Origin of the sequence: Kitasatospora sp. NPDC094019, assembly GCF_044764505.1 — a bacterium.
Classification (GTDB): Bacteria; Actinomycetota; Actinomycetes; order Streptomycetales; family Streptomycetaceae; genus Kitasatospora.
In genome coordinates, this window is the sequence record NZ_JBIWIF010000007.1 from 270715 (window position 1) to 291930 (window position 21216).

The window sequence follows — 21216 nt, forward strand, 5'->3', positions numbered from 1 at the left end:
AACCATGCGACTGCTGCATACCTCCGACTGGCATCTCGGGCGCTCGTTCCACCGGGAGAGCCTGCACGACGCCCAGCGCGCCTTCCTGGACCACCTCGTGGCGGTGGTCCGGGACGAGCGCGTCGACGCCGTGCTGGTCGCCGGCGACGTGTACGACCGCGCGCTGCCCGGCCTGGAGGCGGTGGCGCTGTTCGACGACGTGCTGCACCGGCTGGCCGACCTCGGCGTGCCGACGGTGTTCATCAGCGGAAACCACGACTCGGCCCGCCGCCTCGGCGTCGGCGCGGGCCTGATCGGCCGGGCCGGCATCCACCTGCGGACGGACCCGGGCGGGTGCGCCGAGCCGGTGCTGCTGGCCGACGCGCACGGACCGGTCGCCGTCTACGGGCTGCCCTACCTGGAGCCCACCCTGGTCCGGGAGCGGTTCGGACTCGCCCGCGGCGGGCACGCCGCCGTGCTCGGCGCGGCGATGGACCGGGTCCGGGCCGACCTCGCGGCCCGCCCGGCCGGCACCCGCGCCGTCGTCCTGGCGCACGCCTTCGTCACCGGCGGCGAACCCAGCGACAGCGAGCGCGACATCGCGGTGGGCGGGGTCGCGGCCGTCCCCGCCTCGGTCTTCGACGGCGTGCAGTACGCCGCGCTCGGCCACCTGCACGGCTGCCAGACCCTCGCCCCGCACCTGCGCTACAGCGGCTCCCCGCTCGCCTACTCCTTCTCCGAGCACGAGCAGCGCAAGAGCATGTGGCTGGTCGACCTCGCGGCCGACGGCGCGGTCACCGCCGAGCGGGTGGCCTGCCCGGCCCCCCGGCGCCTGGCCCGGCTGCGCGGCCGGCTGGACGAACTGCTCACCGACGAGCGGTACACCGCCGACGAGCAGTCCTGGGTGCAGGTCACCCTCACCGACCCGAGCCGCCCCACCGAGCCGATGGAGCGGCTGCGCCGCCGCTTCCCGCACACCCTCCAGCTGCTGTTCGACCCGGAGGACGGCACCGCCACCGTCTCGCCCTCCTACGCGGCCCGGGTCGGCGGACGGACGGACCTGGAGATCGCCGAGGGCTTCCTGCGGCACGTCCGCCCCGGAGCCGACCCCGACCAGGACGAGCTGGGCTGGCTGCGGGACGGCTTCGAGCGCGTCCGGGAGACCGCCGACCGGAAGGCGGAGCTGCCCCGATGAGACTCCACCGGCTGACCGTGACCGCCTTCGGCCCCTTCGCCGACGCCGAGACGGTCGACTTCGACGCGCTGGCGGCCGGCGGCCTCTTCCTGCTGCGCGGCGCCACCGGCGCGGGCAAGAGCAGCGTGCTGGACGCCGTCTGCTACGCCCTCTACGGCGAGGTGCCCGGCACCCGCCGGGCCAACCGGCTGCGCAGCGACCACGCCGAGCCCGGCCGGCTGACCGAGGTCCGACTGGAGCTGACCCTCGGCGGCCGCCGGCTGGAGATCGTCCGGATCCCCGAACAGCCCCGGCCGAAGAAGGTCGGCTCGGGCATGACGGTCGAGCGGGCCCAGACCCTGCTGCGCGAGTGGTCGGCCGACGGTGCGGGCACCGGCGGGAGCGAGCCCGGCTGGCGGGCGGTCAGCAAGTCGCACCAGGAGGCCGGCGAGGAGATCCACCGGCTGATCGGGATGAGCCGGGACCAGTTCTGCCAGGTGGTGCTGCTGCCGCAGGGCGACTTCGCGCGCTTCCTGCGCTCCGACTCGGAGGAGCGCGGCAAGCTGCTGCGCCGGCTGTTCGACACCGAGCGGTTCCAGTCCGTCGAGACCTGGCTCGCCGAGCAGCGCCGGTCCCACGAGGCCGCCGTCCAGACCGGGCGCCGCCGGCTGCGGGATCTGGCCAGCAAGGCCGAACAGGCGGCCGGACCGGGCGCCGAGCCGGTCGAGGGCCCGATGCCGGCCGAGGACGGGGCGGCGCCGAGCGCGACGGCGGACGCCGAGCTCACCACCGGCGTGCTGGGCTGGGCGGCGGTGCTGCGCGGCGGCGCGGCCGAGCGGCTGGCCGTCGCCGAGGCGGCGCTGGCCGGCGCGGAGGAGGCGCACCGGGCGGCCCAGCTGGCCCGGGAGGCCGCCGAGCAGCGGGCCGACCGGCAGCAGCGGTACCGGCAGGCGGCGCGGGAGGCGGCCCGGCTGGCCGAGGACGAGCCCGCCCGCGCGGCGGACCGGGGGCGGCTGACGGCGGCCCGGGCGGCGGTCGGCGTCGAGTCGGTGCTGCACCTGCGGGAGCGGGCGGCGGCCGGGTACCGGCGGGCCCGCGAGGAGGAGCACCGGCACCGGGCGGTCCTCGCCGAGACCGCGACCGGCGGGACCGGCGGGACCGGCCGGACCGGCGGGGCGGGCCTCGAACACCTCGGCGACGGCGGCGACGGCCCGGGCGGCGGCGGCCGAACGCTGGCCCACGCCGAGGCCGAGGAGCTGGCCGAGGCCGAGCGGCGGCTGCGCGCGGAGATCGTCCGGCTGGAGGCGGCCGGGGAGGACGAACGGCAGTGCGTCGAGCTGGCCCGCGCCCGGACGGCGCTGACCGCGGACCTGCGGCGCGCCGAGGACCTCGCCGAGGAGGCGGGCGAGTGGCTGGCCGACTTCGACGGCCGGTTCGCCGCCCTGCAGCAGGAGGAGTCCGCCGCCCGGGAGGCCGCCGCGGCGGTCGAGCGGCTGGACGCCCGTCGCGCGGAGCTGACCACCCGGCTCTCCGCCGCCCGGGACCGGGACGCGCTGGACGCCGAGGTCGGCCGGGCCGGGCCGCGCGTCGTCGACCTTCGCGGCAAGGCCCTGGACGCGCGCCGGCACGGCCTCGACCTCCGTGAGCGCCGGCTCGCCGGGATGGCCGCCGAACTGGCCTCGGGGCTGAGCGCCGGCGAGCCCTGCCGGGTCTGCGGCTCGGCGGAGCACCCGGCCCCGGCCCGCCCGGTCGGCGAGCCGGTCCGGGCCGAGGACGAGGAGCGGGCCCGGCGGGCCGAGGCCGCCGCCGAGCGGGCCGCCGACGCGGCCGAGCGGGAGCTGGCCGGCCTCCGGGAGCGTCGGGCGGAGGCCGCCGGCGCGGCCGGTGAGGAAGCCGCCACCGCCCTGGCCGAGGCGCTCGACGGGCTGGCGGCCGAGCACCGGGAGGCGGTCCGTGCCGCGGAGCGGCTCGGTGCGGTCGGCCGGGCGGTCGAACGGCTCACCGCGGAGCAGAGCGCCCGCCGGACGACGCTCTCCGAGGCCCGGGAGCGGAGCGTCGAACTCGCCGCCCAGACCCGCGCCCTGCACGCCGAGCAGGAGAAGCGGACCGCCCGGGTGGCGGCGGCCCGCGGCGACGCGCCGTCGGTGGCGGCCCGGGCGGCCGCACTCGACCGCCTCGCCTCGGCCGTGGCCGCGCTGGCCGGCGCCGCCCGGGCCGCCACCGAGGCGGCGCACCAGCTCAAGCAGGCGGACGACGAACTGGCCGCCGCCGCGGTGGCGGCCGGCTTCGCGAGCGCCCAGGACGCCGTGGCCGTCCTGCTGCCGCGGGCCGAGCGGGACGAGTTGGAGCAGCGGATCGACCGGCACCGGACCGAGCTGGCCGCGGTGGAGCGGCGGCTCGCCGAGCCCGAGCTGGCCGCGGCCGCCGCCCTGCCGCCGGCCGATCTGCCGGGCGCCCGGAGCGGGCTCGGCGCCGCCACCGACCGGCTGCGGGCGGCGCACGCCGCCCGGGACGCGGCCCACCTGCGCTGCGAGGCCCTCGCCGCCATCGGGCGGCAGCTGGCCGAGCTGGCCCGCTCGCTGGCCCCGGAGCTGGCCAGGTTCGCGCGGATCAGCCGGCTGGCCGCGCTCGCGGCCGGCACCTCGACCGACAACCGGCTCCGGATGCGTCTGGAGTCGTACGTCCTGGCGGCGCGGCTGGAGCAGGTGGCGGCCGCGGCGAGCGACCGGCTGGTCCGGATGTCCGGCGGCCGGTACACGCTCGTCCACAGCGACGACCGCGGCGGCGGCAACAAGCGCTCGGGGCTGGCGCTGCGGGTGGTGGACGCCTGGACGGGCACCGAGCGCGACACCGCGACCCTCTCCGGCGGCGAGAGCTTCTTCGCCTCGCTCGCCCTGGCCCTCGGCCTGGCGGACGTGGTCACCGACGAGGCCGGGGGCATGCCGCTGGACACCCTGTTCATCGACGAAGGGTTCGGCAGTCTCGACGAGCACACCCTGGAGGAGGTGATGGACGTCCTCGACGGTCTGCGCGAGCGGGACCGCGCGGTCGGCATCGTCAGCCACGTCGCCGATCTGCGCAGCCGGATCCCGGCCCAGCTCCTGGTCCGCAAGGGCCGGCACGGCTCCACCCTGGCGCCGGCGGGACGGGAGGACGCCTGACCCGGGGAGCGCACGCCCGATCCGGGCGGAGGACCGATCCGCGCGGTGGGCTCAGCCCGAGCAGGCGATCCGCTGGGCCTGCTGCCAGGCGCAGACGGGGCAGAGGGTGCTGCCCGGGTGGTCGGCGGGCAGCTCGGTCGGCTCGCCGCACAGCACGCAGTCCGCGCGCGGGCCGGCGGGATCGGGATCGGGGCGCAGGGCCGCCTCCGGGTCGCTCGGGGCGAGCTCGCAGACCGGCGCGGCCGCCGGGGTGCTCCGGGTGTCCTCGGTACGCTCGGCCGTCCGGTCGCCGAGGTCGGCCGTGTCCCCGCTGTGGGCGCCGCTGTGCTGCCCGGCTGTTTCACTCATGCCGCCTCTCTACTCCCCGGACCGGGGCGGACGCAAGGCGACCCCGGGCGGAACGGGCCCCGGGCGAGGCGGTGCCGGACGGAACGACCCCGGGCGAGGCGGTCCCGGGCGCGGGCGTTCCCGGGGCTGTCGCTACGGTGGCCGTATGTCCGACTCGCCCGGTCACGAGGTGCCCCGCACCGTCTCCTCCGTCCCGTCACCGGACCCACCGGTCCCCTCCGACCGGACCGGCGCCGCCACGGCCGCCCCAGCCGCCGGATCCGCCGGGTCCGCCGGGTCCGCCCTGGAGCGGAGGTTGCTCGCCGCCCGGGCCGCGGGACCCAACTACCGGGAGGTGGGCGCCACGGCGGACGTCCGGCTGCCGGAGGGCTACAAGCATCTGCGGCGGCGGGTGCATCTCGGGCACGGCCCGGAGGTCCTGGAGCGGGCCGGCCGCTTCGTCCTGGGCTGGGGCTGCCAGCTGGGCACCGGCTTCGCCGTCTTCCCGTTCGCGCCCGCCGAGCCCGGCGCGACCGTCCTCCTGCGGCTCCGCCTGCCGGGCAGCCACCGGCCCCGACTGGTGATCCCGTGCCGGGTGGTGTGGACGGTGGACGAGCCGGACCGGATCGGCTTCGCCTACGGGACCCTGCCGGGGCACCCGGAGCGCGGTGAGGAAGCGTTCGTGGTGTCGATGGACGCGGCGGGCGAGGTGTGGTTCGAGGTCGTCGCCTTCGCCCGGCTCGCGGCCTGGTACGCACGGCTCGGCCGCCCGGTCGCCGTCCTCTGCCAGTACCTGGCGATCGAGCGGTACCTCGCGTCGGTGGTCGACGCCGCAGCCGGCCCCGGCTCCGGGACACCGCTGCCGGACTAGAACCCGGCCCCGGCGAGGGCGCTCCGGGGCCGGGGCCGGGCGGCGTGCTCAGCCCAGGAAGGAGAGCCGGAGCGTGCGGCGCGGGTTGTCGCCGTTGGTGTCGATCAGCACCACCGACTGCCAGATGCCCAGCGCGAGTTGTCCGTCGATCACCGGCAGGGTGGCGTGCGGGGCCACCAGACCGGGGACGACGTGGTCGCGACCGTGGCCGGGGCTGCCGTGGCGGTGGCGCCACCGGTCGTCGGCCGGCAGGAGGTCGCGCAGGGTGGCGAGGAAGTCCTCGTCGCTGCCGGAGCCGGTCTCCAGGACGGCGATGCCGGCCGTCGCGTGCGGGACAAAGACGTTGAGCAGGCCGTCCCGTCCGACGGCGTGCTCGTCGAGGAACCGGACGCAGCGGTCGGTGATGTCGAGCGCGACCTCATGGCTTCCGGTGGTGATGTCGAAGATCTCGGTCCGGAAATTGCCGGAGGTGGAAGGGGAAGTGGAGTGGGAGGTGGTTCGGGAGTGGGTGTGGTCCGCCATGGCGCCATCCTGACCCACGACCGGGGGCGGACCGGCCAGCCTCGCCGACTCCCGGTGCCGGCGGGGTCGGCCGACATAGGCTGAGAGGTTCAGACCATTGACGACATCCGATGACCGGCACTGACCGTGGATGATCGGCGGTTGATCGATCAGAGCCTCGAACGGGCCTCGGGGCCGCACACTCCGGAAGGCGGGAACGCCGAAAGCCCGACGGTCGCCAGGATCCGTCGGGCCGGTGCCGAGGTCGTGCGTACGCGGGTGCGGGCGGAACGGCGGTACGGGAGTCCCGGGAGCGGGGTCCCGCTCAGCCGCGACTGCCGAAGAGCCCCCGCCGGAGTCGGCGCAGCGGCGCCAGCAGCTTGACCCGCGCGTGGCGGCGCGGCGGCGCGGTCGGGGCGCCGACGCCACGCGGCGTCAGTTCCCTTATCAACCCGAGCGCCTCGGCGGTGTCCACCGCCGGGAGTGCGGGCGCGCCGAGCACAGCCAGGTGTCGCTCGATCCGGCGGCCGGTCGCGCCGACGCCGCACTGGATCGCGGGCACCCGAGGCCGGGTCCGCACTTGCATGTCTTCCATCAGTTTTCCCACCCCTACGAGGCGCCAGGGCCGTGAGGCGAAGACTATCCGTGACAGACGGCCTTCGCGCAACCGTCCTGGTGTTCTGCAACCGTACCGTGCTGCGTCAACTGACACCGCACCAGGGCCCACCCGACCGATCACGACTACGCATCAATGATGGTGCACGACCGGCGGAACGTCATCAGGGTCTTCGGGTCGCACACCCGGCGCTCGCGGTGACGGTGTACGCCCGGCGCACGGGGTCACCACCCCCTCACCCGTCGTGGCCGACCGGCGGCCACCACGCGGACCTCGGACCGTCACCCGTAGGACACTCCCCGCCACACCCGCGCAAAGGTACGACTATCCCTTTAGGAAGTGAACACAACCGGGGGATTGACGCGGAACCGGGCTCCAAGCAATATCTCTATCGATCACGTGGGCGCGGACATCACTGACCTCCGTGTTCGACTGATGAAGATTCCGGCTCCCCCGTACCTACTGCCAGGCCGCCTCGACGCTGCGGTGGCCAGGTTTCGGGCGGCGCTCGGACCGGCGGCCGGCCGTAGAGGGTCGGCCGGGCCGCCACCAGGCTGCCGGTGCCACCCCGTACGGGGTCCGGCACCGGCGGTTCCTGTCGGGCCGCCCTCCGCCGTGACCGTCCCGGCGCTCGACCCGGCCGCCTCCAGCCGAGCCCCGGGCCCCGCCCACCGAGTCCCGAACCCCGAGGCCCGCCCACCGAGCCGCGCCGGGACCGTGCACGCCGCCCACCAGCGGCGCCGCCGCACCCGTCCTCCGCCGTCGGCCACGGCGCTCGCTAGACTCGGCCAGCGTGCCAGTCCTCCTCAGCATCGTGCTCCCGGTCCACGGGGTGGAGCGCTTCCTGCCCCGCTGCCTCGACTCCCTCCTCGCGGACACCCCGTCCTCCGAGTCCCGCTTCGAGGTGATCGCGGTCGACGACCGCTCCCCCGACCGCAGCGGCGCGATCCTGGACGAGTACGCGGCCGGCGATCCGCGCCTGCGCGTCCTCCACCTCGCCGAGAACCAGGGCCTCGGCGGCGCCCGCACCGCCGCCCTGCCCGAGGTGCGGGGCGCGTACGTCTGGTTCGTCGACAGCGACGACTGGGTGCCCGAGGGCACGGTGACGGCCCTCCTCGACGAGCTCACCGCCGAACTGGAGCGCGGGCGGCGCGGCGAGGCGCCCGCCGACGTCCTGCTGACCGACTTCGTGCACGTCTACCCGGACGGCGGGACCGAGCCCAACCCCTGGCGGCACGTGCTGACCGGATCCCCGCTCGTCGGGGGGGCCACGCTGGCCGAGCACCCGGCCGTGTTCAGGACGGTGATGTCGGTCTGGAACAAGGTGTTCCGCCGGGAGTTCCTGCTCGGGCTCGACGTCTCCTTCGGCCGCGGCTTCTACGAGGACATCTCCGTCACCTACCCCGCGCTGCTGGCCGCCGAGCGGCTGCGCTACCTCGACCGCCCCTGCTACTTCTACCGGCGCGGCCGGGCCGGGGCGATCACCAGTACCGCGTCCGCCAAGCACGCCGACGCCTTCGCCCAGTACGACGCGATCTTCGCCTTCCTGGACCGGGCCGACCGCACCGACGGATCCTCCCCGACCGCCCACTCCGGCGGATCCGACCACCCCGGCCGCCCCGTCCCCGGGTCGCTGCGGACCCTGGTCTTCGAGCGGACCGTGCAGCAGGCGCTCACCGTCTACGACACCCCGGGGCTGGTCCCGGTCGGACTGCGGCCCGAGTTCTTCCGCCGGATCGCCGAGCACTTCACCCGGCACCGCCCGGCGGGCTACCGCTTCCCCGGGGGCGTGCGCGGCGTGCAGTACCGGCTCGCGGCGCGAGGCGCCCGGCGCGCGTACGCGGAACTGCGCCGCACCGGCCGACTTCCGCGCGAACTCAAGCGCGGGGCGCGGGCGGTGGCACCGGCCCTGAAGAAGGGGGTGCGCAGCAGCGCCCGGTTCACCGCGTACAACACCTTCCGCCGGATGCCGTTGAACCCGAACCTGGCGGTGTACGCCGCGTACTGGCACCGGGGCTACGCGTGCAGCCCGGCCGCGATCTACGAGAAGGCGAAGGAGCTCGCGCCCGGGATCCGCGGGGTCTGGGTGGTGGAGAACCGCGCCCGGGCGGCGACGCTGCCGGAGGGTGTGCCGTACGTGATCGTCAACACCCCGGCGTACCTGAGGGCGATGGCCACCGCCACGTACTTCGTGAACAACGTCAACTTCCCCCGGACCATGGCGAAGCGGCCCGGTACCGTGCACGTCCAGACCCAGCACGGCACGCCGCTGAAGGCGATGGGCATGGACCTCCGGGACCACCCGGTGGCCGCCGACGGGATGGACTTCGACCGGCTCCAGGAGGCGATCGACCGCTGGGACTTCCTGGTCTCCTCCAACCCGCACACCAGCGAGCACTTCGCCCGTGCCTTCCCCGGCCGCTACGAGATGCTGGACACCGGTTACCCGCGCAACGACCGGCTGGCCACCGCGACGCCGGCCGGGACGGCGGCGATGCGCGAACGGTTCGGGCTGGCGCCGGGCCGCACCGCCGTGCTGTACGCGCCCACCCACCGGGAGGCGCGCGGCGGCTATGTGCCGCTGCTGGACGTCCGGGAGCTGGCCCGGCGGCTGGGGCCGGAGTTCACGCTGCTGGTCCGCACCCACTACTTCCACACCGGCGGCCCGGGCGACCTGACGGCGGACGAGGACGCGGCGGAGATCCTGGACGTGTCGGCGCACCCGACGGTGGAGGACCTCTTCCTGGCGGCCGACGTCCTGGTGACGGACTACTCGTCGATGATGTTCGACTACGCGGTGCTGGACCGGCCGATCGTCGTCTTCGCGCCGGACTGGGAGGAGTACAAGCGCGACCGGGGCGTCTACTTCGACCTGTTCGAGCAGCCCCCGGGCGCGCTGACCACGGATCCGGAGGAGTTGGTGGCGGCGCTGCTGGCCGGTGACCCGGAGCCGACCGCGCGGGCCGACTTCCGCAAGCGGTTCTGCCCCTGGGACGACGGCGGGGCGGCGGAACGCGTGGTCCGCCGGGTGTTCCCCACCACCGGCTGAGACCACGACGGCGCGCCGGACAGGGCGGGCACGACCGACAGTCCGGATACGACGGGCGGTCCGGGCACGACGGACAGGGCGCTACGCCGACGGGGCGCGACGGCGGGGGCGACACCGGGCCCGTGAACGCGAGGACGGGGCCCCGGAGACGATCCGGGACCCCGTCCGGGCCGTTCGGCCCCGGCCTCGTCAGCCCTGGCGCGCGGCCAGGAACTCGTCGAAGGTCAGCTCGCCGTCGTGGTTGGTGTCCATCTGCTTGATGATGGCCTCGGCCACGGCGACCGAGGTGGTGAGGTCACCGAGCTCGCGCGCGACGAGGGCGTACTCGACGGCGGTGATCCGGCCGTTGCCGTTCCGGTCGAACTTGTCGAACGCCGCGCGGATGTCGTCGACGTCTGCCATGGGGGCCTCCTGGGACCGAATCAACTGCTGATGTGCATTTCCGACGGCGGTACCCTACCCGCCCGTGGTGAGCGCCACTGCGAGCGGGAGTGGACGGGCTCGGGGGTGGGTGTCGTAGTCTGCGGGTCTGATCCCGGCCCGACCGGGGAAACGAACGCCGCTCTTCGTACACCGGGCCCGGGCACCTCCCGGGCGTGCTCGTCCAGGGAGGGACCATGCTCGATCTCGTCACCAGGCTGGTGCTGAAACCGCTCGCCCGGGGGATCTGGCGGCCCACCATCGAGGGCATGGAGAACGTGCCGCGCAAGGGCGGCGTCATCCTCGCCAGCAACCACCTCTCCTTCATCGACAGCGTGGTCATCCCGCTCACCGCGCCGCGCCGGGTCCACTTCCTGGCCAAGGCCGAGTACTTCACCGGCAGCGGCCTCAAGGGCGCGCTGTCCCGGGGCTTCTTCCAGGGCATCGGCGCGGTGCCGGTCGAGCGCGGCACCTACCGCTCCGCCCAGGCTTCGCTGGAGTCGGCGCTGGAGATCCTGGAGGACGGCAAGGCGTTCGGCATCTACCCCGAGGGCACCCGCTCGCTGGACGGCCGCCTCTACCGCGGCAAGACCGGCGTGGCCTGGCTGGCGCTGACCGCCGGTGTCCCGGTGGTGCCGGTGGCGCTGGAGGGACCGGAGGGGATCCTCCCGGTCGGCAAGCGGCTGCCGCGCCTCAAGAAGGTGACGGTCCGTTTCGGCGAGCCGCTGCACTTCGACGAGCTGCACGGCCAGGCGCGTTCGCTCAAGGCCCGTCGCCAGGTCACGGACGAGGTGATGACGGCGATCCAGCAGCTCTCCGGCCAGGAGTTCGTGGGGGCGTACAACGAGGTCCCCAAGGCCGCCTGAGACCGGCGGCCCCGCACCTCCGGTCCCGTTGCCCCCCACCGCCCCGGCCCGGGATCAGGGCGCGACGGCCACGGCCGGGGACTCCCGCCGGAGCAGCGCCGCGTAGCGGCCGTCCGCCGCCAGCAGCTCTTCGTGGGTGCCGAGTTCGGCGACCTCGCCGCGCTCCAGGACGACGATCTGGTCGGCCCCGCGCACGGTGGAGAGCCGGTGCGCGATGGTGATGGTGGTGCGGCCCTCCGCGAGGGTGTCGATGGCCTCCTGGACGGCGCGCTCGGTGCTGTTGTCCAGGGCGCTGGTGGCCTCGTCGAGGATCAGCACCGGCGGATTGCGCAGGATGGTGCGGGCGAGCGCCAGGCGCTGCTTCTCCCCGCCCGAGAAGCGGTAACCGCGCTCGCCGACCATGGTGTCGTACCCGTCCGGCAGGGCGGCGACGGTGTCGTGGATGCGCGCGGCCCGGGCGGCGACGACGAGTTCCTCGTCGGTGGCATCCGGTTTGGCGAAGCGCAGGTTGTCGGCGACCGAGGCGTGGAAGAGGTAGGTCTCCTGGGAGACCACGCCCACCGCGCGGGCCAGGGTGTCGAAGGACAGCTCGCGGACGTCGACGCCGTCGATGGTGACCCGGCCGCCGGTGACGTCGTAGAGCCGGGGCACCAGGTAGCTGAGCGTGGTCTTGCCGGAGCCGGTCCCGCCGACCACGGCGAGCGATCCGCCCGCCGGGATCCGCAGGCCGATCCCGCCGAGGGTGGGCCGCTCCTGCTCGGGGTCGTAGCGGAAGTCGACGTCCTCGAAGCGGACCTCGCCGCGGATCTCGCCGAGGGTGACGGGGCGCTCGGGCTCGTCGATCTCCACGGTCAGGTCGAGGTACTCGAAGATCCGCTGGAACAGCGCGAGCGAGGTCTGGACGGCGACGCCGGTGGCGAGCAGGCTGATGGTCGGGCGGAACAGGCCCTGCTGCAGCGAGACGAAGGCGACCAGGGTGCCGACCGAGACGATCGGCGCGCCGCCGGCGGCGGCCATGCCGGCCGCCCAGTAGATCACCGCGGGCATGGCGGCCATCACGATCTGGATGGTGTTCATCCGCCAGCGGCCGGCCATCGAGGCGCGGACCTCCAGGTCGGCCAGCCGGTCGGACTGGCCGGTGAACTCACGGGCGAGCGAGTCGGTGCGGCCCATGGTGCGGCCGAGCAGGATGCCACTGACCGACAGCGACTCCTGGACCGCCGAGCTCATCGCGGCGAGCTGCTTCTGGCGCTCCCCGGTGATCTTCTTGCGTTCGTTGCCGACCCGGCGGCTGATCCAGACGAACACCGGCAGGAGCACCAGCGACACCAGGGTGAGCCGCCAGTCCAGCGCCACCATGGCGACCACCGAGGCGACCACGGCGGTGAAGTTGGAGACCAGCGAGGTGGCGGTGGAGGTCACCGTGGACTGCATGCCGCCGATGTCGTTGGCGATCCGGGACTGCACCTCACCGGTACGGGTGCGGGTGAAGAAGGCCAGCGACATCCGCTGGAGGTGGCCGTAGACGGCGGTGCGCAGGTCGTGCATGACCCGCTGGCCGACGGTGGTGGAGATCAGGGTCTGGAGCACGCCGAAGACGCTGTTGACCACCGCGGTGGCGACCATGCCGAGCACCAGGACGGTCAGCAGTCCGGTGCGGCCCTGCGGGATCGCGGTGTCCAGCACGGCGCGGAGCAGGAACGGCGTGGTCACGGAGACCACGGCGGAGGCGGCCACCAGCAGGCCGACGAGGGCGAGGCGGCCCCGGTAGGGGCGGAACAGGGCGAGGATGCGCCGCCACTGGGTCGGCGGTCGCGGATCGTTCTCGGCGTGGGCGGGCGGGGTCCACTGAATGCCTTCTGGGCGCACGGTGGGGCAGCCTCCCTCGGACGGCGGCGCGGGCGCGGCGCCCGGGGGCGCGCGCCGGCGGCGGGTGGGCGGTCGGGCGATCGCCAGCATAACGAGAGAGGCTCATAGTTAGCAAAGCTAATAGTGAGATGGACTCCGCTGTGCTGGTCGAACCCCGACCGCGAGACCCGCCACGAGACCCGCCACGACACCCGCCGCCGCACCGGGGCGATCCCGGGCGGCCCGGGCGGCCCCGGGCTCAGGTGGTGCGGTACGTCCGGGCCGCCTTGGAGGAGACGCCGCCGAGCTTGCCGGACGGCAGCACCCGCGCGATCGCCACCGCCGCCTTGTAGCGCTTGCTCGGCACCGACACCGAACGCCCCCGGGCGAGGTCCCGCATGGCCTCCCCGACCACGCGCTCGGCCGACAGCCAGCCCCAGGACGGGATGTTCCCGGTCCCCATGCCGGCCCGCTCGTGGAACTCGGTGCGGGTGAAGCCCGGACAGAGCGCCATCAGCCGCACCCCGGTCCCGCCGAGGTCCCGCATCACACCCTGGGTGAAGCTCACCACCCACGCCTTGCTCGCGCCGTAGGTGCCGCGCGGCAGGAAGGCCGCCACCGAGGCGACGTTGACGACCGCGCCGCGCCCGCGCTCGCGCATCCCCGGCAGGGCGGCCGTGGTCAGCCGCAACACCGCCTCGATGTGCACCTTCAGCATGTCCAGCTCGTCCTGCAGCGGCACGGTGGCGAAGGCGCCGCGGTTGCCGAAGCCCGCGTTGTTCACCAGCAGGTCCACCGGGCGGGCGTCGTCGGCGAGGCGGGCCTCGACAGCGGCGATGCCCTGGTCCGTGGCCAGGTCGGCGGTGAGCACCTCCACCTCCACGCCGAACGTCCCGCGCAGTTCCGCGGCGGACTCCTCCAGCCGCCCGGTGTCCCGGGCCACCAGGACGAGTCCGTAGCCGCTCCGCGCGAGGCGGCGGGCGAAGGCGGCTCCGATGCCGGCGGTCGCGCCGGTGATCAAGGCAGTGGTCATGCAGCGACCGTACCTACTCCCGGGTACCGGCGACAGCACTGCGCGGTGGCGCGATGCCTCTTCGTGACGATCGTCACGGAGAGTGCCGCACTGGCGCCGGAAGGTTCGTGCTCGTATTGTCGTTCGAGGGGGCATCGCCGGGCCTGGCGATGGAACTTCGATGAGGAGGCACCCGATGCTTGCTCAGACCACCCGAACCATGCGCACGGCTCTCGCCACCCAGGCGGAGATCGACGCACTCGGCATGTTGATCACGGAGGACGAGGCGACCGTCAGCGACGCGCCCACGTACCGTCCGGAAGCCGCCAACCTGCTGCTGCTGGCAGGCGCGCTGCTGCTGTCGCCGAAGCCGCCGAAGGAGAAGACGCGGTAGTCGGAACGGACGCTGCCGGGCGACGCGCGGAGTCCCACCGCGCCACAGCCCTCCGGTCCCGCCGCGGCCACGAGCCCGGCGGCCGGGGCGGCAGGCCGGCGGCCCGGACCCCGGCGGGGCCACCCTGTGAACGCGCCGCGGCCCCGCAACACCGCGAAGCCCCCCTCCAAGGAGAAGCACGCAACCATGCCGACCGCCGATCTCGCACTCCGCGACGAATACGCCGCAGCGGTGGAGCGGCTGGCGGGCCGCACCCTCGACGCCCTCCGGGGCGCCGGGGGCGCGGTCGTGCCCGCGCCGCCCGCCTTCCCCGGCACCGGCCCCGTGCCGCGTCCGGTCCTCGCCGCCGCCCGGGTGCTCGGGCCGGACGTCCTCGCACCGCAGGCACTCGGTGCGAGCGGGCCGGACGAACAGGCCGTCCTGCTGCTGGCGGAGGCCCACCGGGCCTTCCCGCCGTCCGCCTTCCCGGCCCCCTCCCCCACCGCCTCGGCCTCCCCCGCCGGTGCCGCCGACGCCCCCGGCGCCGACACCGCCGCGGACGAGGACCGGGCCGCCGGCGCCGCCCTGGTCACCGCCTGGCGGGACTGGGGCAGCGCCGTCCTGCTCGCCCGCGCGCTCGGGCCGGCCGCCGACGCCCTGCTCCCCGGGGCGGCGGACGGGGGCACCGACCGGGGCACGCCGCGGCCGGCCCACGCCCCGCGTCCGGAGCCGTACGCCTGGCAGGGCTGGTCGGTGCGGATGGCCCAGCTGTCGGCGCTCGCCCTCCCCGGCCTCGACGGGCCCGTCCACGACGCCGCCCGCGAGCACAGCCTCGCCCTGGCCCGCGGCGCCGTCCGCTCCGTCCTGCGCTGCGACCAGCGCGTCGCCGCCCGTCTGACCCGCTGGCTCGCCTGGCTCGCCGCCGACGGGCGGGAACTGCCGCTGGAGGTCGAACCGATGCTGACCCGGATCCGCACCGTCGGCGACGGCAGCGCCCGCACCGCCCTCGAACTCGCCGTCGCGGAGTACCTGCTGACCGGAAGGGCGTCATGACCGAGCATCAGATCCTTTCCGCCGCACAGCAGTTGGGATCCCGGGCGTTGCGCTGGATGCACGGCTGCCACCAGCTCGGCTTCGGCCGGCTGCCCGCCGACGTCACCATCGACCTGGCCGACCCCAACAACGCCTACAAGCCGCTCGCGGAGGCCGCGCTCGCCGCCTCGCTCGTCCTGCGCGACGGCGTCACCGGCCCGCAGGACGCCCGGATCGCTCGGGAACTCCTGGACTTCGGCTGGTCGCAGCTGCGCGAGGGCAACCTCCTCTACGAGCGGCTGCTGCGCTACCCGGTGATGACCGACCCGCTGGAGAGCTACGTGCACTTCGCCCGGGCCGGCTACCGGCACGAGGCGCTGGAGGAGTTGCTGGAATCGCTCGCCCAGGTGCGCGGGATCCAGGCGATCGAGATGATGCCCAACCGGCGGCTCGCCCTCGCCAACGCGCGCCGGGTGATCGGGCTGCGCCACCAGCCCGACGACTGGCCCGCCCTCACCGCCGCGACCTGGCTGGGCGCCACCCCCGAGCCCTGGGCGATCGACTGGCTCACCGGCTACCACATCACCCACACCGTCTTCCACCTCACCGACTGGGGGGCGCGGCCCGAGAGCATGCCCGAGCCGCTGCGCGACTACGTCCGCACCTGGCTGCCGGTCTGGGTCGACACCTGGTTGGAGGTCGGCCAGTGGGATCTGGTCGGCGAACTGCTGGTCGCGGACTCCTGCATCGGGGAGCCGGTCACCGGCGCCCAGGGCTGGGAGGCGCTCGCCGCCGTCCAGCGCGAGGACGGGCTGATCCCCCGGGAGAGCGCGGAACCGGTGTCGGACGACCCCGAGCAGGCGTTCCAGGACCACCAGCACACCGCCGTGGTCGCGGTGGTCGCGGGCACCGTCACGCTCTCCCGCGCGCTCGGCGGCGCGGCGGTACCGGCTTGAGCCCCCGGTGAGCGGCGCGGAACGGGCGAGCGGCACCCGCCCGGCGCCCGGCACCTCCCGTGCGGGAAGCGCCCCGGCAAGCGCCCCGGGAAGCACTCCGGGGGGCAGCTCCGCAGCCGTCCCGGGACCGCCCGGCGACGGAGCCGGCCCCGGGGCGGACCAGCTCGCCGGACTCGTGCGCGCCGCCGGTCCGCACGCCACCGCCGTGACCCTCGCGGTGGCGCGCGGCGAGCGCTCCGCCGTCCACTGCCACGGGCGGACCGCCCGCGACGGCGGCCCGTGCACCCCCGAGACCGGATACGAACTCGGCTCCGTCACCAAGACCTTCACCGCCCTGCTGCTGGCCGAACTGGCCGCGCGCGGCGAGGTCGCCCTCGACGACCCCTTGCGACGGCACCTTCCGGCGGGGCGCCGGGCGCCGGTCGTCCGGCGCGGCGGACCGATCCGGCTGATCCATCTGGCCACCCACACCGCCGGCCTGCCGGGTCAGCCGCCGGGCCTGCTGGCCAGCGCCGTCCCGGCCTGGAACAGCAACCCCTACGCCGCCTACGACGAACAGCGGCTGTGGGCGGCACTGGCCCGAACCACCGTGCGCCGCCCGCCCGGCGAGGTGTACTGGTACTCCAACTACGGTGTGGGACTGCTCGGGTGGCTGCTCGCCGAGGCGGGCGGGGGACCCGACTACGCCGGGCTGCTCACCGAGCGGATCGGCCGCCCGCTCGGCCTGGGGAGCCTCAGCTGCTCCCCCGACGCGCCGCGACTCGCGACCGGCCACCACCTCGGGCGGCCGCTGCCGCCGTGGCGCATCCCCGCCCTCCCGGGCGCGGGTGCCGTGCGGGCCGGGGGCGCCGACCTGCTGCGCTTCCTCCGGGCCCATCTGGAGCCGGACGGCGGGCCGTTGGGCGAGGCCCTGCGGGAGGTACGGCGGCCCCGGCTGCGGCTGCCGCGCTCGGGCGACGGGATCTGCCTGGTCTGGAACCACCGCCGCACCCCGGACGACCGCGACCTGTTCTTCCACTCCGGCGCGACCCGCGGCTTCACGGCGTTCGTCGGCTTCTGCCCGCAGACCGCCACCGCCGTCGCCGCCCTCACCAACACCGGTCCCACCGTGCGGTCCTCGTTCAACCAGACCGCGTACGACAGCTTCAAACGCCTCGCCCGGCCGGACGGGGGCCCCTCGGGAAGCGGCTGACGCCCCCGTCCGGCGCGGGCGAGGCGGTCACTCCCGGTCGGACCGGGCCGCGGTCCCCGCCGCGGTGTCGGCCGCGCCGCCGGCGCCGACCGGGCGCAGGCGGGAGGCCGCGGTGGCGGCGAGCTGGGGCGCGAGCCTCGCCACGTCCCGCGAACCGACCACGGCGATCAGCGAGGGCAGCGCCCAGCGGACCGGCTGCATCCCGCGCAACCACGCCTGGGCGTAGACATGGGCGGAGCGCCGGGCGATCCCGGCGGCCAGGCGGTCCACCGCCGGCTCCAGCGGATAGGTCTTGTTGGCGGGCCACGGCAGCCGGGACCGCATCTGCTTGAGCACGGCGTCCTCGTCGGCCCCGCGCACCATGTCGGTGTCGGTCCAACTCAGGTACCCGACACCCACCTTGACGCCCTGGTGGGCCACCTCGGCCCGGATCGCGTGGGCGAACGCCTCGACGCCCGACTTGCTCGCGCAGTACGCGCTCATCAGCGGCGCCGGGGTCAGCGCCGCCAGCGAGGCGATCTGCAGGAGGTAGCCGCGGCTCTCGGCGAGGACGGGCAGGAAGGCCCGGGCGGTGGCAACGCTGCCGAGCAGGTTGACCTCGATCACCCGGCTGAACGCCCGGTGGTCGCTGTCCAGCAGCGGACCGCCGAGCGCGATCCCGGCGTTGGCGACAACGGTGTCGATCCGGCCGTAGTGCGCCTTGATCCGCTCGGCGAGCCCGGTGAGCGCCTCGACGTCGGTGACGTCGGCCTCCCAGGCGGTGGCGTCCGGGCCGCACTGCGCGGCGACGGCCTTCAGCTCCTCCGGTTCCAGGCCGACCAGCGCGACCTTGGCGCCGCGCCGGGCGAGGTTGCGGGCCAGGGCGGCGCCGACGCCGCGCGCGGCTCCGGTGACGACGGCGACCTGGGCGGAGAGCGGCGGGGTGGCGGTCATGCGACGGCGGTCCTCTCGGGGTCGGCGGTGGCGGCTTCGGGGACGGCGGGGGCGCCGTCGGCGGGAGTGACGGCTTCGGCGGGAGTGACGGCTTCGGCGGTGACGGCTTCGGGGACGGCGGAGGTGGTGGCGGCGGCGGGGGTGGTGACGGGCCTGGCCGGGAGGTGGGCGGTCGCCATCCGGTCGATCTCGGCGGCGACCTCGGCCGGCCGTTCGAGCGGCGCCATGTGACCGACCCCTGGCAGCAGGAGCAGCCCCTGCGGATCGGCGAGCGCCGCCACCATGCGGTGCGCGTGCACCGGCGGGGTGAGCCGGTCCTCGGCGCCGACCACGACGGCCGTCGGCGCGGCGAGGCGGGCCAGCCCGGGGCGGACGTCCAACCGGTCCAGCACCCGCGCCCAGTTGGCGCGGACGCCGGTCGGGCAGGCGTGCGCCATCCGGACGGCCACCTCGGTGCGCTCGGCGGGCGCGTCCGCGCCCATGATGGCGTACTTGAGCCCGGCCCGGCTGACCGGCCCGACCGGCCCGAGCGGCAGCCGGGACCGCAGTACCTGCCGGTGCAGGAAGCGGCGCAGCCCCGGCGGGCGCAGGGCGTCCGGGACGATCCGCACCTCGGTCAGGAGGTCGGACGGCCCGGTGGAGATCAGGACGGCGGCCGCCGTCCGTTCGGCGACCTCGGGGCGGGCGGCGGCCGCCATGATGGTCATGCCGCCCATGCTGTGGCCGGCCAGCACCGCCCGCTCGCCCTCCGGGACCACCCGGGTGAGGACGGCGGCGAGGTCCTCGGCCAGCGCGCGGGTGGAGTAGCGGGCGCGGCTCGACGGGATCTCGCTCCGGCCGTGACCCCGCTGGTCGTAGACCACCACCCGGTAGCGGTCGGCGAGCCGGTGGATCACCGGCGCCCAGAAGTGGGTCGTGCAGGTCCAGCCGTGCGCGAGGAGGACGGTGGGCGCTCCCGGCTGGCCGTGGACCTCGACGTGCAGCCGGGTGCCGTCGGCCGAGCGGACGGCCGACTCCTGGGTGGGAACCGGCTGGAGGCAGTCGGCGGGGATCGGACGGCGGCTCATGCCATGACCTCCTCGGTCGCGGTGCCGGCCACGGGCGGCCCCGACGGTGCGGACGGTGCGGACGACGGGGTCGGCCCGGACGACGAGGTCGGCTCGGACATCGAGGCCGCCCCGGGCGGCGCGGCCCGGTCGTCGCTGCGGAGGATCAGCTCGTACTCGGTGAGGTCCACCTTGCGGGTGGCGCGGCGGAACGAGGTGGTCGAACCGGGCCAGAGCACCGTGTTCTTGCCGCTCTTGTCCAGGTACCAGCTGCGGCAGCCGCCGGTGCTCCAGACGGTGCGGTCCATCCGGTGCTGGAGTTCGAGGTTCCACCGCCGCTGGGCCCGGGCGGTGGGCTGCATCGCGGTGGCGCCGATCTCGTCGAGCCTGGTCAGCGCGTCGATCATGTAGTTGAGCTGGGACTCGATCATCAGGATCATCGAACTGTTGCCGAGCCCGGTGTTGGGACCGATGACGAAGAAGAAGTTGGGGAAGCCGTGCACGGTGGAGCCGCGCAGGGCCTCCATGCCCTCCTTCCACTTCTCGGCGAAGCTCGTGCCGTCGGCTCCGAACACCCGGGAGCCCATCGGCATGTCGGTGACGTGGAAGCCGGTACCGAAGACGATCGCGTCCACCTCGTGCTCGCTGCCGTCGGCGGCGACCAGGGTCGAGCCGCGCACCTCGCGCAGTCCGGCGGGGACCACCTCGGTGTTGGCGGCGGCGAGCGCCGGGTAGTAGGTGTTGCTGAGCAGGATCCGCTTGCACCCGATCCGGTAGTCGGGGGTGAGCCTGGCCCGCAGGGCGGGGTCGGCGACGCCGTCGGCGAGGTGGCGTTCGGCGAGGCGCTGGACCAGCCGGAGCAGTCCGGGCCGCCGGACGAAGGCGTCCACCTGGAGCTCGCGCAGGGCGAACAGGGTGCCCCGGCGGGCCTTGGCGGTGATCGGGAAGCGGTCGTGCAGCCGCTTCTCCAGCCGGGTGATCGCGCGGTCCCGGCGCGGCAGGACCCAGGCCGGAGTGCGCTGGAACACCGTCAGCCTGCCCACCTGCGGCTGGATCGCCGGGATGATCTGGGCGGCGGAGGCCCCGGTGCCGACCATCGCCACGCGCTTGCCGTCGAGCGGGAAGTCGTGGTCCCAGCGGGAGGAGTGGAAGACCTTGCCGGGGAAGGAGTCCAGGCCCGGCAGGTCGGGGATCTGCGGGTCCGCGAGCGGTCCGGCGGCGGCCACGACGGCGTCGGCGGTCCACCGGCCGGCCGTGGTGGTGATCTGCCAGCGGGTCTGCTCGACGTCCCAACGGGCTTCGGTGACTTCGGTGTTGAAGCGCAGGTGGGGGCGGAGACCGAAGACGTCGGCGACCTTCTCCAGGTAGGCGCGGATGTCCGGCTGGCCCGAGAAGCTGCGCGGCCAGTCCGGATTGGGCGCGAAGGAGAAGGAGTAGAGGTGCGAGGGGACGTCGCAGGCGCAACCGGGGTAGCTGTTGTCGCGCCAGGTGCCGCCGACCGAGGCGGCGCGCTCCAGCACGACGAAGTCGGTGATCCCGGCCCGGCGGAGCCGGACGCCGGCGCCGAGGCCGCCGAAGCCGGAGCCGATGACGGCGACCCGGACGTGCGGGACCGCCTCCGGCTCGGCGGCTTCCGACTCGGCCGCTTCCGACTCCACGGCTTCCGACTCGACGGCTTCCGGTTCGACGGCTTCCGTTTCGACGGCTTCCGGCTCCACGGCCCCGGACGCGGTGCGCGACCGGTCCTGGGCGGTCGCGTCGGAGGCTCGGGGGCGGGGGCGCTTGGTGCTGGATGCCATGCGGCGTCCTCCTGAGGGTGGGGGACCGTGGGGCGCACGGCGCCGCTGCTCGGCGCGGCGC

18 protein-coding genes are annotated in these 21216 nt (G+C 75.2%); 9 read left to right on the forward strand and 9 right to left on the reverse strand.

The features are described 5' to 3' along the window. The first annotated feature begins 4 nt into the window (after positions 1–4). Positions 5–1174, forward strand: a complete 1170-nt coding sequence (locus tag ACIQ9P_RS18395) for an exonuclease SbcCD subunit D (RefSeq protein WP_402356491.1) — start codon at positions 5–7, stop codon at positions 1172–1174. Beyond that, the gene (locus ACIQ9P_RS18400) at positions 1171–4314 is read left to right on the forward strand and encodes an AAA family ATPase (protein ID WP_402356494.1); all 3144 of its coding nucleotides are present in this window, start codon (positions 1171–1173) and stop codon (positions 4312–4314) included. Before ACIQ9P_RS18395 ends, ACIQ9P_RS18400 begins: the two co-directional genes overlap by 4 nt. A 51-nt stretch (positions 4315–4365) precedes the next feature. Here the strand turns inward: ACIQ9P_RS18400 and ACIQ9P_RS18405 are convergent, their stop codons facing one another. Beyond that, positions 4366–4662 carry a hypothetical protein gene (locus tag ACIQ9P_RS18405; RefSeq protein ID WP_402357059.1) on the reverse strand — a complete coding sequence of 99 codons (297 nt, stop codon included), beginning with the start codon at positions 4660–4662 and terminating at the stop codon, positions 4366–4368. A 145-nt stretch (positions 4663–4807) separates the two neighbouring features. Between ACIQ9P_RS18405 and ACIQ9P_RS18410 the strand changes: the two genes are divergently transcribed. After that, positions 4808–5512 carry a DUF1990 family protein gene (locus tag ACIQ9P_RS18410; RefSeq protein ID WP_402356497.1) on the forward strand — a complete coding sequence of 235 codons (705 nt, stop codon included), beginning with the start codon at positions 4808–4810 and terminating at the stop codon, positions 5510–5512. A gap of 48 nt (positions 5513–5560) precedes the next feature. Here ACIQ9P_RS18410 and ACIQ9P_RS18415 read toward each other — a convergent pair whose 3' ends face one another. Next, entirely contained in the window at positions 5561–6034 is a 474-nt protein-coding gene (locus tag ACIQ9P_RS18415) for a YjbQ family protein (protein WP_402356500.1), read from the reverse strand. 304 nt (positions 6035–6338) lie between these two features. Continuing rightward, the gene (locus ACIQ9P_RS18420; protein WP_402356503.1) at positions 6339–6608 is read right to left on the reverse strand and encodes a hypothetical protein; all 270 of its coding nucleotides are present in this window, start codon (positions 6606–6608) and stop codon (positions 6339–6341) included. Positions 6609–7422: 814 nt separating this feature from the next. Here ACIQ9P_RS18420 and ACIQ9P_RS18425 point away from each other — a divergent pair. After that, complete coding sequence (locus ACIQ9P_RS18425) at positions 7423–9678, forward strand: CDP-glycerol glycerophosphotransferase family protein (RefSeq protein WP_402356505.1); 2256 nt, start codon at positions 7423–7425, stop codon at positions 9676–9678. Between the two features lie 189 nt (positions 9679–9867). Here ACIQ9P_RS18425 and ACIQ9P_RS18430 read toward each other — a convergent pair whose 3' ends face one another. Continuing rightward, on the reverse strand, positions 9868–10080 hold the full coding sequence (locus tag ACIQ9P_RS18430) for an EF-hand domain-containing protein (RefSeq protein WP_402356508.1): 213 nt from the start codon (positions 10078–10080) through the stop codon (positions 9868–9870). A 215-nt stretch (positions 10081–10295) separates the two neighbouring features. Between ACIQ9P_RS18430 and ACIQ9P_RS18435 the strand changes: the two genes are divergently transcribed. Next, positions 10296–10964 carry a lysophospholipid acyltransferase family protein gene (locus ACIQ9P_RS18435; RefSeq protein ID WP_402356511.1) on the forward strand — a complete coding sequence of 223 codons (669 nt, stop codon included), beginning with the start codon at positions 10296–10298 and terminating at the stop codon, positions 10962–10964. Positions 10965–11018: 54 nt separating this feature from the next. Here the strand turns inward: ACIQ9P_RS18435 and ACIQ9P_RS18440 are convergent, their stop codons facing one another. Beyond that, positions 11019–12833, reverse strand: coding sequence for an ABC transporter ATP-binding protein (locus ACIQ9P_RS18440; protein WP_402356514.1), 1815 nt, complete (start codon positions 12831–12833; stop codon positions 11019–11021). Positions 12834–13071: 238 nt separating this feature from the next. Further along, entirely contained in the window at positions 13072–13845 is a 774-nt protein-coding gene (locus ACIQ9P_RS18445) for an SDR family NAD(P)-dependent oxidoreductase (protein WP_402356517.1), read from the reverse strand. A 175-nt stretch (positions 13846–14020) separates the two neighbouring features. On the opposite strand from ACIQ9P_RS18445, the gene ACIQ9P_RS18450 reads away from it, so the two are divergent. The 4 genes from ACIQ9P_RS18450 (at position 14021) to ACIQ9P_RS18465 (ending at position 17377) form a co-directional block, all read left to right on the forward strand. Next, complete coding sequence (locus tag ACIQ9P_RS18450; RefSeq protein WP_402356520.1) at positions 14021–14218, forward strand: hypothetical protein; 198 nt, start codon at positions 14021–14023, stop codon at positions 14216–14218. 186 nt (positions 14219–14404) lie between these two features. Further along, positions 14405–15250, forward strand: a complete 846-nt coding sequence (locus tag ACIQ9P_RS18455) for a hypothetical protein (protein ID WP_402356522.1) — start codon at positions 14405–14407, stop codon at positions 15248–15250. Beyond that, on the forward strand, positions 15247–16185 hold the full coding sequence (locus ACIQ9P_RS18460) for a DUF6895 family protein (RefSeq protein WP_402356525.1): 939 nt from the start codon (positions 15247–15249) through the stop codon (positions 16183–16185). Before ACIQ9P_RS18455 ends, ACIQ9P_RS18460 begins: the two co-directional genes overlap by 4 nt. A 175-nt stretch (positions 16186–16360) precedes the next feature. Beyond that, a complete protein-coding gene (locus ACIQ9P_RS18465) occupies positions 16361–17377 on the forward strand; it encodes a serine hydrolase domain-containing protein (RefSeq protein WP_402356528.1) in 1017 nt (338 codons plus the stop codon). Positions 17378–17404: 27 nt separating this feature from the next. On the opposite strand, the gene ACIQ9P_RS18470 is transcribed toward ACIQ9P_RS18465, so the two are convergent. From ACIQ9P_RS18470 to ACIQ9P_RS18480, 3 genes are read right to left on the reverse strand one after another with little or no spacing between them, the layout of a single operon-like run. Next, positions 17405–18310, reverse strand: a complete 906-nt coding sequence (locus ACIQ9P_RS18470; protein ID WP_402356531.1) for an SDR family oxidoreductase — start codon at positions 18308–18310, stop codon at positions 17405–17407. Continuing rightward, the gene (locus ACIQ9P_RS18475) at positions 18307–19377 is read right to left on the reverse strand and encodes an alpha/beta fold hydrolase (protein WP_402356534.1); all 1071 of its coding nucleotides are present in this window, start codon (positions 19375–19377) and stop codon (positions 18307–18309) included. The genes ACIQ9P_RS18470 and ACIQ9P_RS18475 overlap by 4 nt, the downstream gene beginning before the upstream one ends. Beyond that, positions 19374–21155, reverse strand: a complete 1782-nt coding sequence (locus ACIQ9P_RS18480; RefSeq protein WP_402356537.1) for a flavin-containing monooxygenase — start codon at positions 21153–21155, stop codon at positions 19374–19376. The genes ACIQ9P_RS18475 and ACIQ9P_RS18480 overlap by 4 nt, the downstream gene beginning before the upstream one ends. Positions 21156–21216: the final 61 nt, after the last annotated feature.

Bases quoted from the DNA above. Each gene is read 5' to 3' on its own strand.
- ACIQ9P_RS18460 (WP_402356525.1), top strand. From the start codon at position 15,247: ATGACCGAGCATCAGATCCTTTCCGCCGCACAGCAGTTGGGATCCCGG.
- ACIQ9P_RS18445 (WP_402356517.1), bottom strand. From the start codon at position 13,845: ATGACCACTGCCTTGATCACCGGCGCGACCGCCGGCATCGGAGCCGCC.
- ACIQ9P_RS18450 (WP_402356520.1), top strand. From the start codon at position 14,021: ATGCTTGCTCAGACCACCCGAACCATGCGCACGGCTCTCGCCACCCAG.
- ACIQ9P_RS18470 (WP_402356531.1), bottom strand. From the start codon at position 18,310: ATGACCGCCACCCCGCCGCTCTCCGCCCAGGTCGCCGTCGTCACCGGA.
- ACIQ9P_RS18415 (WP_402356500.1), bottom strand. From the start codon at position 6,034: ATGGCGGACCACACCCACTCCCGAACCACCTCCCACTCCACTTCCCCT.
- ACIQ9P_RS18405 (WP_402357059.1), bottom strand. From the start codon at position 4,662: ATGAGTGAAACAGCCGGGCAGCACAGCGGCGCCCACAGCGGGGACACG.
- ACIQ9P_RS18435 (WP_402356511.1), top strand. From the start codon at position 10,296: ATGCTCGATCTCGTCACCAGGCTGGTGCTGAAACCGCTCGCCCGGGGG.
- ACIQ9P_RS18400 (WP_402356494.1), top strand. From the start codon at position 1,171: ATGAGACTCCACCGGCTGACCGTGACCGCCTTCGGCCCCTTCGCCGAC.
- ACIQ9P_RS18475 (WP_402356534.1), bottom strand. From the start codon at position 19,377: ATGAGCCGCCGTCCGATCCCCGCCGACTGCCTCCAGCCGGTTCCCACC.
- ACIQ9P_RS18455 (WP_402356522.1), top strand. From the start codon at position 14,405: ATGCCGACCGCCGATCTCGCACTCCGCGACGAATACGCCGCAGCGGTG.
- ACIQ9P_RS18480 (WP_402356537.1), bottom strand. From the start codon at position 21,155: ATGGCATCCAGCACCAAGCGCCCCCGCCCCCGAGCCTCCGACGCGACC.
- ACIQ9P_RS18410 (WP_402356497.1), top strand. From the start codon at position 4,808: ATGTCCGACTCGCCCGGTCACGAGGTGCCCCGCACCGTCTCCTCCGTC.
- ACIQ9P_RS18430 (WP_402356508.1), bottom strand. From the start codon at position 10,080: ATGGCAGACGTCGACGACATCCGCGCGGCGTTCGACAAGTTCGACCGG.
- ACIQ9P_RS18395 (WP_402356491.1), top strand. From the start codon at position 5: ATGCGACTGCTGCATACCTCCGACTGGCATCTCGGGCGCTCGTTCCAC.
- ACIQ9P_RS18420 (WP_402356503.1), bottom strand. From the start codon at position 6,608: ATGGAAGACATGCAAGTGCGGACCCGGCCTCGGGTGCCCGCGATCCAG.